We start from the raw sequence: 12,980 nt of genomic DNA, 5'->3' as shown, positions 1-12,980 counted from the left end.
CGAAAAGGAAGGAAGCACCGCGGACGGGAAAGAGGGATTCTAAGGAGGAGGATATCAATATGGCAAGTATTGCACGCAGTTTACTGATACTAGCGACCGCCTTGGCCGGCGCGGCGTTTGGCCCACCGGCCGCAGCGCAAAACGAGCAGTTCATTCCAATTCTGTCCTACCGGACTGGACCGTACGCCGTGAACGGCGCGCCCTACGCAAACGGCGTTGCCGACTACTACAACCTGATCAACGAGCGCGACGGCGGCATCAACGGCGTCAAGCTTCTGGTCGAGGAGTGCGAAACCGCCTACGCGACCGACAAAGGCGTCGAGTGCTATGAGCGTCTCAAGAGCAAGGGTCCAACCGGCGCGGCCTTCATCAATCCGCTGTCGACCGGCATCACCTTCGCGCTCACCGAAAAGACCGCGACCGACAAGATCCCGATCATCACGATGGGGTACGGCCGTGCCGATTCCAAGAACGGCGCGGTATTCCCGTACAACTTCCCGCTGCTTGGCACCTACTGGTCCGCGGCGGATATCGCGATCCAGCACGTCGCCAAGGAACTCGGCGGGTTCGACAAGCTGAAAGGCAGGAAGATTTCTCTGCTGTATCACGACAGCCCGTATGGCAAGGAGCCGATTCCGATGCTGCAGGTGCTGGCGCAGAAATACGGCTTTGAGTTCACGCCGATACCGGTCACGCACCCGGGTGTCGAGCAGAAATCGCAATGGCTGGCGATCCGCCAGAATCGGCCGGACTATGTCCTGGTCTGGGGCTGGGGCGTCATGAACAGCACGGCAATCAAGGAAGCGGCGGCCGTCGCCTATCCGCGCGACAAGATGATCGGTGTTTGGTGGTCGGGCGCAGAGCCGGATGTGACGCCGGCAGGTGATCAGGCCGCCGGCTACAAGTCGCTGATGCTTCAGCATGGTGCAGGAAAATATCCCGCGCACACGGACATAGAGAAGTACGTCTACGCCAAGGGCAAGGGTTCGACGGAACCTGGCAAGATCGGTGAAGTTCTCTACAACCGCGGCATGACGAATGCCATGCTCGGCGTGGAGGCGATCCGCAAGGCGCAGGAAAAGTTCGGCAAGAAACCGCTGACGGGCGAGCAGGTCCGTTGGGGGCTTGAGAACCTCATCCTCACCGATGCACGTATCAAGGAACTCGGCTTTGAGGGGATGTTGAAGCCGGTCAGCATTTCCTGCTCCGACCACGAGGGCGCGCGCTACGGGCGCGTCCAGCAATGGGATGGCAAGGGTTGGAGAGTGATCTCCGACTGGTACACGGCTGACGAATCGCTCATCGAGCCGCTCGTCGCCGATGTGTCCGCGAAGTATGCCGCGGAGAAGAAGATCAAGCCGCGCGACTGCGCGAAAGAAACCTGAGCCCGTGCACGTGATCCGGGAGGCAGGTTTGCCTGCTTCCCGGATTCCCCAGTTTGGAGGTCTGCGCGTGTCAATCGCCAAGGTCGTCACCGCTGCGACGGAAGCGGCAGCTCTGATTCTATCGGTCAACAATATCGAGGTTGTCTACGATCACGTCATCCTCGTGTTGAAGGGCGTCTCGCTGGAGGTCCCGCGAGGCGGCATTGTCGCGCTTCTCGGCGCAAACGGCGCCGGCAAGACGACGACGCTGAAGGCGATCTCCAATCTGCTGCACGCCGAGCGCGGCGAGGTCACCAAAGGCTCGATCCTGTTCAACGGCGTCGAGGTGAAGTCCCTGTCGCCAAACGACGTGGTGCGACGCGGCTGCATTCAGGTGATGGAGGGGCGGCGCGCCTTCCCTCATCTTACGGTCGAGGAGAATCTCCTGACCGGCGCCTTTACGCGGACGGATGGCAAGTTCGCGATCACGCAGGACCTTGAACGGGTCTACGCCTATTTCCCCCGTCTCAGGGAGCGGCGCGGCTCCACTGCCGGCTATACGTCGGGCGGCGAACAGCAGATGTGCGTGATCGGGCGCGCGCTGATGTCGCGCCCGAAGATGATCCTTCTCGACGAACCTTCGATGGGGCTCGCGCCGCAGATCGTCGAGGAAATCTTCGAGATCGTGAAGGATCTCAACGTCAAGGAAGGTGTTTCGTTTCTTCTCGCCGAGCAGAACACCAATATGGCGCTCAGATATGCGAGCCACGGCTACATCCTCGAGAACGGCCGCGTGGTGATGGATGGCGAAGCGCGCGCCCTCGCCGCCAACGAGGACGTCAAGGAGTTCTATCTTGGCATCGCCGGCGACAAGCGAAAATCATATCGCGACGTGAAGCACTACAAGCGGCGCAAGCGTTGGCTCGCTTAGAGCGGTCGGGGATTCCTGGTCCGCTCATGGACCCTTCTGCGACCTCGTGCGAGGCGTGCTTCCGCCGCTGTGGGGGGCGAGCGGACATCAGTCAGCCAGCCGCCCAATGAGTACACGCCTCAGGCTCTGACGCGTGTCACCGATCAGATATTCACAGTGTTGACCGCGACGCTTTTCTTGTAGGCCGGCCGCGCCGTGACTCGATCGAGATAGGGCGTCGCAACGTCGCAGACCCCGACGCCATAGTCGATCGCCCATACCAGGCAGGTCGCGAGCAGGATATCCGCGCTGGTGAACTGATCGCCCATCAGATACTGGCGGCCATCCGACAGGGCGACTTCGACATGGCGTAGCTGCTGGCGAAAATACTCCGCCGCTTTCACGACGACATCCGGAGCATGGCCGTAGATATGGGCGAGGCCTTGGACGTCATGGCGACGCATCACGTAAAGGCTGGTCGAGTCGAGCTCGGCCACGATGAAGAAGCACCATTCCAGCCATCGTGCAAAGTCGCGCTCTTCGACGGGAACGAGCGAAACGTTCGGGTTGGAGTAATGGCGTGCCAGATAGGCGACGATGGCGGCACTCTCCCCGATCGTGAAGTCGCCATCCTGCAGCAGGGGAATCTTCTGCCGCGGATTGAGCAGCGTGTATTCCGGCGTCTTGGTCTCACCGGAACGCGGCAGGATCGGCTTGCAGTGATAGTCCAGCCCCAATTCGTGCAGTGCCCAGTGGGCCCGGATCGTCCGCGATGTCCCCACCCCCCATAGCGTCAGCGTCTCCGGCATGACGTCACCATTTCTCGACGGAGGGACGCAGATCGAGTTCATGGCTCCATCCGTCGCGGCTCTGCTGATGCACGAACCAGTAGGCCTCCGCGATCGAGGACGTCCGTGTCAAGGAATCCGGCGGGATCGCCGACGCATCAACGCCGGTGGCGGCCTTCATCCGCTGGTGAATGGCCGGGCTGTCGACGCCGGCATCGATCAGGAGATGCGCGACATGGATGTTCTTCGGTCCGAGCTCGCGCGCCATCGCCTGGGCAACCGCGCGCAGGCCGAACTTGGCGGATGCGAATGCCGCAAAGCCGCTGCTGCCGCGCACGCTCGCGGTCGCGCCGGTGAACAGCATGGTGCCGCGGCCATGCCGCAGCATGTGCCGGGTCGCCTCGCGTCCGACCAGGAAGCCGGCGAAGCAGGCGAGCTCCCATGCCTTGAAGAACAGCTTTTCGCTGGTCTCGTGCAGCTCCTTCTTGACGTTCGAGCCGGCATTGAACAGGCAGACCTCGATCGGCCCGATCTCGCGCTCGACCCGCTCGCAAAGTTCCTGCACCTCGGTCTCGCGCCGGGCGTCGACACTGAGCGCATGCACCCGGCTTCCGGCGCCGGTCAGTTCCTCCACCAGGGCGCTCGATTTCGCCGCATCGCGCCGCGCGATGCAGACGGTGTAGCCGCCGGCAGCGAAGCGTCGCGCCACCGCGGCGCCGATCGCATCGCCCGCGCCCACCAGCAAGGCAGTCTGGTTCGTCTCGGCCATAGGACATCTCCCACCGACGGCAGTTGTTCAGTTCAGCAATGCTGACGTTGCGCGGCGCGGCCGCTCAGACCGCGCGCACGGCCTTCTGTTCGATCATCTCTGCGATGGCAGCATCGCCATAGCCGAGGTCGGACAGCACCTGCCTGGTGTGCTGGCCGATGCGCGGCGCCGGGCCGCCGATCGCGGCGCTATCCACGTCGAAGCGCGCCGCAGGCTTCGGCTGCCGCACCGTGCCGACCCCGGGCTGCTCGAGCTCGGCGATCAGCCCGCGGGCGACCACCTGCTCGTTGGCGATGATCTCGCCGCGCCGGAGGATCGGCGCACAGGGCACGTCGGCTGCATCAAGCCGGGCGAGCCATTCGGCGGTGGTGTGCCTGCCGATATAATCCTGCATCTTGTTTATGCGCGCCGTTGCATTGACCGAACGCGAGGCCGGCGTGGCGAAGCGCGCATCGTTGGCCAGCTCTGGATCACCGGTCGCCTTGCAGAAGCCCAGCCACTCGGAATCGGAGATCGTGCCACAGGTGAGATAACCGTCCGAGGTCTGAAAGACCAGATCGGGACGATCGTTCGGATCCGCCGTCGCCTGCTCGCGGCCGACCACGGTGTATTGCATCATGCCTTCCGGCCAGAGATAGGCGATCATCGCGTCGAGCATCGCCACCTGGATATGCTGGCCGCTGCCGGATTTTTCCCGCGCGTAGAGCGCCGCCGTGATCGCCTGCGCGGCATAGACCGCCGTCGTCTTGTCGGCCACGATGGTCCGGATCATCTGCGGACGGTTGGTCACCGGCTGCGCCTGGATGTCGCAGAAGCCCGACAGGGCCTGCACGATGGGGTCGTAGACGCGCTTCTTGGCGTAAGGCCCGTCTTCGCCGACCCCGCTGATCGAGACATAGATCAGCCGTGGATTCTTCTTGCGCACCTCGTCCGGACCGAGCCCGAGACGCTCCATCGTGCCGGGCCGGAAATTCTGCACCAGCACGTCAGACTGCAGGACCAGTCTGCCCAGCACGTCCCGGCCGGCATCGGTCTTCATGTCGATCGCGAGCGAACGCTTGCCGCGGTTCGACGAGATGAACAGCGCCGAGAACTCGCCGGTCTTGTCGACATTGGCCCGGCTGCGGCGGGTGATGTCGCCGCCGATCGGTTCGACCTTCAGGACATCCGCGCCCTGATCGGCCAGAAACATCGTCGCGAACGGGCCCGAAACGACACCGGTCAGATCAAGTACGCGAACTCCCGCCAATGGCCCTGGCATGCTTTGCTTCCTTCTCCAATGCGCGGTCGCGACCCAACCTTGAGCGCAACCCCGGCATACGATGGACCGTGCGCCGACGCTTGCGGGAAAGCGCCTCGACTTGCGAAAAAGCGCCGAAACTCACACCCGGCCCTGCTGCTGCCGGAACACCGACGGGCTGACACCCGTGACTTGCCTGAACGTCGACGAGAAATGCTGGGCGTGGCTGAATCCCGACGCCAGCGCGATGCTGGTCAGGCTCTCATCGGTGTCGCTGAGGCGGCGCTTGGCCACCTCGATGCGCAGGCCGAGCACATAGCGATGCGGGCTGGTGCGCATGCTCTCCTGGAACGCGCGCAGGAAATGCCGCTTGCTCAGGCCGGCAACATCTGACAGTGCCGACAACGAGATCGTCTCGCCAAGATTGGCCCGGACGAATTCCTCGATCCTCCGCAGCTTGAGCGCCGGCAAACCGCCGCGGCTCGGCGCTTTTGCCGGTCCCGCGCCGCGCGACAGCCGCGCCATATGGGCCAGCGCCTGGCTGGCCCAGCCTTCGGCGAACAGATCGAACAGATTGTCCGGCGCGGTCGCTTCCTGGCAAAGTTCGGAGAGACCACGACAGAGCTGGTCATGGCCGAACGCAATCGCGGGCGTTTCGATCAAGCCATTGAGGCGGCTCTGCACGAACTTTGGGTCGAGGAAGACGACGACGTAGTCGAACGCCGGACCGACCGACCACTCCCCCTCGATCTCGGTACCGGCGGGAAACAGCGCGAGATTGGCCGCGCTGGAGAATTCATATTCGACCGGACGGCCGTTGATCGTGGCCTGCAACCGCGAGCAGCCGTTGCGGAACCAGAACAATGTCAGTTCGGGCTGGCGGAAGTGCCAGTTCATGCGGGGCCGCGAGGTCCGGCTGAGCAGCTCGACCCTGATCGGCTCTGACCGCGCGATGACGGACGACACCAGCTCACCGCCGACCTCGCGGACAAACCGCGGACGCGCTTCCTCCATCGGACATCTCCTCCGTTTGGCACGGATGGTAAGTTCCAAATCAGAATTGATGATCCGGAGCCGGAAATCCAGCCCTTTGATGGCTGATCGCCAAGATGTTAGCGGCAGGTTCGGAGGTCAGTGCACGCGAGAGACCGCGTGCCGCCTTGATATTCGGTGGCTCGCGGGGGATCGGCGCCGCGATTGCCAAGTGCCTTGCGGAGGAAAAAAGCGCCTTGCGGAGGAGAGGTGGATGCGAGGAGACACGCGCCCGGCGCAGCTGGCGCCAGCGGCCGCGTTATCCGGCGACCCGTAGCGCGGTCACCGCGACGCAGGCATTGCCGAACGGAATCAGCACCACCTGCGCGCCGTTCGGCAGCGCGATCGTCGCGAGATCACCGAGCGTGCCGTTCTGCCCGTTGAGCTTGGCGAGCTCCGCAGCAACTGTGGGGCAGCTTTCCGCGCTTGGCGTCACCCGCACCAGATTGCCTTCGCAGGACGACCCGACCGGCGCGGCGAAGACGATGCCGGCGGCGCGCTGGGCAGCGCTGCTCTGGGGCGCCTGATTTGGCGCGAGCGCAACCAGCGACTGCACCGAATGCGAATTGCCGGCCTTGGCATCCCACTGCGACTGCGCGGTGTAGTTGGAGTTGGTCGCCAGACCGCGGCCGAGCGTTCCGAACAGATTGGCGCAGGTCACGACGTTGCCCTGCCGTGCATGCTCGTCGAACACGGTCGGTTGCTGCCCCACCTGCTGGGGCGGAACGGATGCGGCGGCCGCCGGTGGCGTCTGTGCCTCCTGCGGACGCTGTTTGTGCGGCTGCGGCTTCGCAGCGACAGCAGGCCTCTTGGCCGGTGCGGGCGCGGCCGGCTGCAATGGTACCGGCTGGGTCTGCTGCGCATAGACCACGACGCCGGCGGCACCGAGCGCGGCCACGACGACCGCAACAAAGATCAATCCCAGGGTGCGCCGCATCGACCATCCGTCCTTTTCACTTCGCGTGTCAGTCTCGAGCCGAATACCGGAACGCCACATCCGCATGTCCGACCCCGGCTTATTTCAGTTTCGCCAGCACGCCGGACAGTCCGTCGAGAGGCGCCTCCAGCACGACCGGCCCGCCTTGCGGCAGCGGATACGACACCAGGCACGGCGTCGCCGCGCGGATGTGCCGCCTCAGCACATTGCCGATCGCGATCGTGGCAAAGCAGAAACTGGCGTCGCAGCGATCGGTCTGCGCGACGATCCGATCGGGACTATCGCCCATTGCAAGCTCGATCTGCGCGCCGACGCCGGCGGCTGCGGGAATCCGCATCGCCATCAGCGGCTTGCCGTCGGCGGTCGCAATCAGCGACCAGTTGAAGGCGACCGCGCCCTGCGCGTTGACGATCGATTGCGTGATGTTGCAGACGCGGCGCTTCGATTTCAGGCTCTCGTCGCAGATCAAGGTCCAGTTCTTGAACGGCTGGATCATCCGCCTGAACTCGCCGAGCGTCTCGCCTTCCGGCACCACGACGTCCGATGGCTTCACGGCATAGGCGGGTGGCGGCGCAGGCTGCGCGGTAGCGCTCGCCGCCTCCGCCAGCCAGATCGCCAAAGCCAGACACGCCAGCCGCCTCGTCGACGTCAGGGTCAATTGAGCGTCAGGCTCACGCCGGCGCTGACGCCCCACTCGCTGCCGGCGGTGGTCGCCGCCGCGTTGGTGCGCAACCGGCCGTTCTCGCTGGTGTAGCCGATGCCGAAGGCGAGCGCGCCCTGGCTGCGCCAGACGCCGCCGCCGGCCGATGCGCTGATCTTGCCCGGCCTGTCGTCATAGCGCAGCGATGCGGCGGCCATGCCGATCGCCGCCGCGCGCCAGGCGTCCTGCCGCACCTCGCCGATCTGGCCGTTGAGCTGCCGGAACGCGCTGTTGAGCTGGTTGACGTTGACCGCATCGGTGCCGGCGACGCCCGCCGCCACGTTGCTGATGGTGACCGGCCCGCCGCTGCCACTGTTCAGCGTCACCTTGTTGGTGGTGTTCCCTGAGGCATCGGTGTCGTAGCGGATCGAGCTCGACGCGACCGCCTGCAGCTGGCTCACATTGACCGCGTCGGTGGCGGCCGACCCCGCGGCGACATTGGTGACGCGGCGTTCGGCCCCGGATGAGCCGACCGACACTTCGCCGGTCGCAACCCCTGCGACGCTCTTGCCGACCACAGGCGTATAGGCCGCATCGCTCAGATTGGCCGTGGTGGTCGAGTTCGCACCGAGCGCCAGCGAGTTGGCCGAAGTCGCCTTGGCGCCGGCGCCGATCGCGACCGAATTATCGCCCGACGCAGCCGAGCCGTTGCCCATCGAGATCGCGTTCGCCCCGCTTGCGACCGACTGCGGTCCGATTGCGACGCTCTCCGCACCGACGGCGGAGGAATCCGCCGCCGTCGAATTGGCGTGGAAATATTTCACGCCGCCACCGCCGGTGCTGATGTTGCTGACGGTGGTATAGAGAGCGGCGAGCGAGGTGTTGGTGGCCCAGAGCTGCGAGCCGTTGATCGCGTCCGTCGAGGTCGAGGTGATTTGGCCCGCCGCGACATTGGTGATGGTGCGCTCGTTGCCGGCGCTGCCGACGCTGACGGTCGAGGTTGGATTGGTGCCGGCGAAGGCGTAGGTGGTGCCGCCGATCGTGGTGCTGGTGGTCTTGACCACCGCCTGTGTGGTCGAATTGGCGCCGATCGCGACGTCGCCGGCCTGCGCCGTCGCCTTGGCATTCGGGCCGAGCGCGACGCTGGTCGGGTTGGTGGTCTGGGCTCCGGCGCCGATCGACACCGACTGGATGCCGCTGGCCTGTGCATTGGTTCCGAACGCGATCGAATCGGCGAAGTTGGATACCGAATTCTGGCCGATCGCGATGCCGCCGGGCGCGGTCTGCGCCACGGTTGCGCCAAACCCCATACCGATGCCGTTGTCGCCATTGACCACGGTCTGCGGCCCCACCGCGACGGAATTGTTACCGACCGCGAGCGAGTCGGCGAGCGTCGAATTGGCGTGGAAGTATTTCGTCGTCGTGGTCGCGAACGACGACAGTGCGCCGGTCAGCTGCCGCACGGTGACGGCGTCGCTCGACTGGGTGCCGTCGGCGACATTGGTGATCTGGCGATAGCTCGTCGCATTGCCGACCGACACCGCGCCGAGCAGCGCGAGATCGGTGGTGTTGTAGGGGATGATGGTGCCGCCGATCGTGCCGGACGCCGGCGCGATCGCCCGGTTGGAGATCGATCCCGAGCCGATCGCAACGCCATCGGCGACCGTGGCCTGGGTGTTGAAGCCGAGCGCCGTGGAATTCGCCGCCGTTGCCGACGCGGCGATGCCGGCGGCCATCGAATTTGCACCGGTCGCACCGTTGTTGGTGTAGTTCGCCAGCTGGGTGCCGCCGTCGTTGACGCTATAATAGTGCGTCAGGCCGTTGCTGACCACGGTCGACAGGCTGTCGATCGCCGAGGTGGCAGCCCACAGCTGCGAGCCGTTGATCGCATCGGTCGAACCATTGCTGATCCGGCCCGCCGCGACATTGGTGATGGTGCGCTCGCTGCCGACCGAGCCGACGCTGACCGTCGAGAGCGGATTGGTGCCGGCGAAGGCGTAGTTGGTAGTGCCGATGGTGATGCCTGACGTGCCGACCGCCGTGGTGGTCTGGCTGCCGGAGCCGAGCGCGATGTCGTTGGCGTTGGCAGCGGTCGCGCCGTTGCCGATCGACACCGAGCCGCTGCCGGTCGCGGTCGACACCGGTCCGATCGCAACCGAGTTGGTCCCGACGGCGGAGGAATCCGCCAGCGTCGAATTGGCGTGGAAATACTTGATGCCACCGCCGGTGTTGATGTTGTTGACGGTGGTGGCAAGGCCGTCGACCGCCTGGTTGGTGGCAAACAGCTGCGACCCGTTGACCGCATCCGTCGACCCGTTGTTGAGCCGCCCGGCGGCAACATTGGTGATCGTGCGCTCGGCGCCAGGCGCACCGACGCTGACGGTCGAGGTCGCCGTCGTGCCGGCGAAACTGTAGGTGGTGCCGTTGATCACCGTGTTCGGCGTGTTGACGGCGGCGGCGGTGACGCTGCCGGAGCCGAGCGCGACCGCATTTGCGTTCGACGCGTTGGCATTGGCGCCAAGCGCGAGCGCATTCGAGAAGCCGGCATTCGCATTGACGCCGAGCGCGGTCGCCTGAACGCCGGCCGCCACCGTGTTCTGGCCAATCGCGGTGCTGGACGTGGCCGAGGCCTGGGCGTTGGGGCCGACAGCGGTGCTGTATTGGCCTGTCGCCTTGGATATGTATCCCAACGCCACTGCGTCGAGCGCCGATGCAGTGGATTGGTAGCCGGCGGCGATGGTATTGTCGGCGCTGGCGGCGGAGGCGTTGCCAACCGAGATCGCGTTGGTGCCGGTCGCGGTCGACACCGGGCCGACCGCAACCGAGTCGGTCCCCACCGCGGACGAATCGGCCAGCGTCGAATTGGCGTGGAAATACTTGATGCCGCCGCCGGTGTTGATGTTGTTGATCGCCTGGTTGGTGGCAAACAGCTGCGACCCGTTGACCGCATCCGTCGACCCGTTGTTGAGCCGCCCGGCGGCGACATTCGTAATGGTGCGCTCGGCACCGGGTGCACCGACGCTGACGGTCGAGTTCGGCGTCGTGCCGGCGAAGCTGTAGGTGGTGCCGTTGATCACCGTGTTCGGCGTGCCGACGGCCACGGCGGTGACGCTGCCGGAGCCGAGCGCGACGTCGCCGGATTTTGCCGCCGCTGTTGCGCCGTCACCCAGCGCCACGTTGCCCGCAAGACCGGCCGCGCCAGCGGTGGAGCCATTGCCGAGCGCCACGGAGCCCTGACCGATCGCCTTGTTGTTGTTGCCGATCGCGACGGCGCCGTTGGCCTGGTTGGCGGCGGTGGCGCTGGCCGTCCCGTCGCTGTTGGCGATGTTGTTCGCGCCGCCGGTGAAAGCGCCGGTGCCGCTGGCATAGCTGGGATCGCCGATTGCCACCGCGCCGTTGCCAAAGGCGGTGTTGTTCGCGCCGATGGAGACGGCCTGCCCGCCGGTGGCCACCGAGTTGGTGCCCAGCGCGACGGCATTGGCGGAACTGGCCGCGGCATTGTTGCCGACGGCGATGGCGCTCGTAGCCGACGCATTGGCGCCGATGCCGAGTGCGGTACTGCCGATTCCGCTGGCCTTGGCGCTGACGCCGGCCGCGAGAGAATTGTCTCCTGTCGCGTTCGCTCCGGATCCGAATGATGAGGAGTTTTGGCCGCTGGCAACGGCCGTGTTGCCAACCGCCGTGCTGGCGGCGGCACTCGCATTTGAGGTCGTGCCGATCGCCAGCGAACTTGTGCCGGCGGCACTGGCCCCGACGCCGGTCGCAATCGAACTGATGCCGGCGGATGCCGCATTGTTACCGAGTGCGATGCCGCCTGTCGCCGCATTGTTGACGACCGCGCCCGATCCGATCGCGACCGAGCCGCCGGAGCTCAGCGCCTGCGCTTGGTTACCCAGGGCAACGCCGAAATTTCCCGACGCCGTGGCGAGATTGCCGGCCGCCAAAGAGCTGGTACCCGACGCGACCGACTGGATGCCGATCGCTGCGGCGTTGCCGCCGCTTGCATTGGCAAGGTATCCCAGCGACGCGCTGCCTACACCGGAAGCTTTCGCTCCATTGCCAAGGGCGGTGGCCTGATTTGCCGACGCCGTAGCTGATGTTCCGAAGGCACTGGCGCCCGTCCCCGTAGCGGATGAACTCGGCCCCACGCTGCTCGACCATGCCCCCGTGGCAGTTGCAGTGGTGCCGAGCGCAACGGCCTCGAACGTGAAGCCGGACGGTGCGGTCCCACTGGCATTGGCATTCACGCCGATGGCAATGGGCGAGCCACCGCCTGTCCCAGCAATTGCCTTGGCGCCAGACCCCAAGGCCATGGCTGCACCATTTGATGATGACGCAGTGGCGCCCAATCCCATCGCCATCACGCCGGTGCCGGTGGCGGTCGAGCCGTTGCCGATGACGGTTGAGCCTGCACCATTTGCCGTGGTGTTGACGCCGAAGGCGCTCGATCCGTCGCCAGTAGCGTGCGCGTTCCCACCTACGGCGAGAGCGTTGGTGCCGGTCGCATTGGCAAAGACACCCATGCCGATCGCATTGAGGCCGTTCACGGAGTTGGCATAGCCCACGATGATCGAACCATCGCCGGTCGCGCTGTTCGAATCGCCGATCGCCAGCGAGTTCTGGCCGTTCGCATTGGTGCCAGTACCAATGGCGGTTGCGCTGACACCGGCGGCGTGGGCGCCGCACCCCATCGCAGTGCTGCCTGCAGTTGCAGCAGTGGGATTGGTGCAGTTGGCAGGGTTGCTAAAGACCCCATTGCCAATGGCAACCTGCGCGAATGCCGTCTGCGGGTCCATGATCGCCATCACAGCAAGCAGCGCACCGACCGCGCCGCCGGCGTCCAGCGACCCGAGCCCCAGCCGGTCACGCTTCATGCCGAGCGCCCGGTGCGCCTGACGCAACACCGCCAGCAGCCGGCGCCGCAGCGAATGGCTTTCCGCGTCGCCCGATGCGACCCAGCTCCGCACGAAGCCGGTTCGGCCCCGACGCTTCAGCGATACGGTTGGAATCTGTGCGACGGCCATGGTGTGCCCCTTTTATGACATCTTGCCCAGACGTCGGAGGCACCGCGCCGCTGCAGACCGAATGCGGGCCCGCCGGGCACGCATATGGAGAAATCAAGAGCGCGCGATGCGCGCCCGTCTTCCGGTCTTGGTTGATGATCTGTCGAGTTCAGCGAGCGCGTCTTGCCACCCAGCGCTCGCCCGACTTCCCCATCACCGTTGCCCCGAGTCGTCATGCGAAAAATGATAGACACAATTTCGCCAGCGTCACTCAGCAGGCCGTCCAAATAGCGCGCA

Annotated in this window: 9 protein-coding genes; 2 read left to right on the top strand and 7 right to left on the bottom strand. The window is 65.5% G+C overall.

What is annotated here, in order from left to right:
- The first annotated feature begins 59 nt into the window (after positions 1 to 59).
- Together AC066Y_RS09210 and AC066Y_RS09205 are read left to right on the top strand one after the other, a co-directional pair.
- The gene (locus tag AC066Y_RS09210; protein ID WP_478273735.1) at positions 60 to 1,385 is read left to right on the top strand and encodes an ABC transporter substrate-binding protein; all 1,326 of its coding nucleotides are present in this window, start codon (positions 60 to 62) and stop codon (positions 1,383 to 1,385) included.
- A gap of 67 nt (positions 1,386 to 1,452) precedes the next feature.
- Entirely contained in the window at positions 1,453 to 2,295 is an 843-nt protein-coding gene (locus tag AC066Y_RS09205; RefSeq protein WP_176529131.1) for an ABC transporter ATP-binding protein, read from the top strand.
- 143 nt (positions 2,296 to 2,438) lie between these two features.
- On the opposite strand, the gene AC066Y_RS09200 is transcribed toward AC066Y_RS09205, so the two are convergent.
- The 7 genes from AC066Y_RS09200 to AC066Y_RS09170 all read right to left on the bottom strand — a co-directional run bounded on the left by AC066Y_RS09200 (position 2,439) and on the right by AC066Y_RS09170 (position 12,704).
- Complete coding sequence (locus AC066Y_RS09200) at positions 2,439 to 3,083, bottom strand: glutathione S-transferase family protein (RefSeq protein WP_478273586.1); 645 nt, start codon at positions 3,081 to 3,083, stop codon at positions 2,439 to 2,441.
- Between the two features lie 4 nt (positions 3,084 to 3,087).
- Positions 3,088 to 3,831: an SDR family NAD(P)-dependent oxidoreductase gene (locus AC066Y_RS09195; protein ID WP_478273585.1), complete on the bottom strand. Its 744-nt coding sequence runs from the start codon at positions 3,829 to 3,831 to the stop codon at positions 3,088 to 3,090.
- A 64-nt stretch (positions 3,832 to 3,895) separates the two neighbouring features.
- On the bottom strand, positions 3,896 to 5,092 hold the full coding sequence (locus AC066Y_RS09190) for a CaiB/BaiF CoA transferase family protein (RefSeq protein ID WP_478273584.1): 1,197 nt from the start codon (positions 5,090 to 5,092) through the stop codon (positions 3,896 to 3,898).
- Between the two features lie 120 nt (positions 5,093 to 5,212).
- Complete coding sequence (locus tag AC066Y_RS09185) at positions 5,213 to 6,085, bottom strand: helix-turn-helix domain-containing protein (protein WP_478273583.1); 873 nt, start codon at positions 6,083 to 6,085, stop codon at positions 5,213 to 5,215.
- Between the two features lie 277 nt (positions 6,086 to 6,362).
- Positions 6,363 to 7,040 (bottom strand): hypothetical protein, encoded by a 678-nt coding sequence (locus tag AC066Y_RS09180; RefSeq protein WP_478273582.1) that lies wholly within the window; start codon positions 7,038 to 7,040, stop codon positions 6,363 to 6,365.
- Positions 7,041 to 7,119: 79 nt separating this feature from the next.
- Entirely contained in the window at positions 7,120 to 7,698 is a 579-nt protein-coding gene (locus tag AC066Y_RS09175) for an invasion associated locus B family protein (RefSeq protein ID WP_176529124.1), read from the bottom strand.
- Positions 7,695 to 12,704 (bottom strand): beta strand repeat-containing protein, encoded by a 5,010-nt coding sequence (locus AC066Y_RS09170; protein ID WP_478273581.1) that lies wholly within the window; start codon positions 12,702 to 12,704, stop codon positions 7,695 to 7,697. The genes AC066Y_RS09175 and AC066Y_RS09170 overlap by 4 nt, the downstream gene beginning before the upstream one ends.
- Between the last annotated feature and the right edge of the window lie 276 nt (positions 12,705 to 12,980).

The organism is Bradyrhizobium sp. USDA3010, from assembly GCF_056429065.1.
This window is presented reverse-complemented; position numbering and strand designations above follow the sequence as displayed.

Excerpts from the sequence above, each read along its gene's own strand:
- AC066Y_RS09210 (WP_478273735.1), top strand. The coding sequence starts at position 60 with ATGGCAAGTATTGCACGCAGTTTACTGATACTAGCGACCGCCTTGGCC.
- AC066Y_RS09200 (WP_478273586.1), bottom strand. The coding sequence starts at position 3,083 with ATGCCGGAGACGCTGACGCTATGGGGGGTGGGGACATCGCGGACGATC.
- AC066Y_RS09195 (WP_478273585.1), bottom strand. The coding sequence starts at position 3,831 with ATGGCCGAGACGAACCAGACTGCCTTGCTGGTGGGCGCGGGCGATGCG.
- AC066Y_RS09170 (WP_478273581.1), bottom strand. The coding sequence starts at position 12,704 with ATGGCCGTCGCACAGATTCCAACCGTATCGCTGAAGCGTCGGGGCCGA.
- AC066Y_RS09180 (WP_478273582.1), bottom strand. The coding sequence starts at position 7,040 with ATGCGGCGCACCCTGGGATTGATCTTTGTTGCGGTCGTCGTGGCCGCG.
- AC066Y_RS09185 (WP_478273583.1), bottom strand. The coding sequence starts at position 6,085 with ATGGAGGAAGCGCGTCCGCGGTTTGTCCGCGAGGTCGGCGGTGAGCTG.
- AC066Y_RS09190 (WP_478273584.1), bottom strand. The coding sequence starts at position 5,092 with ATGCCAGGGCCATTGGCGGGAGTTCGCGTACTTGATCTGACCGGTGTC.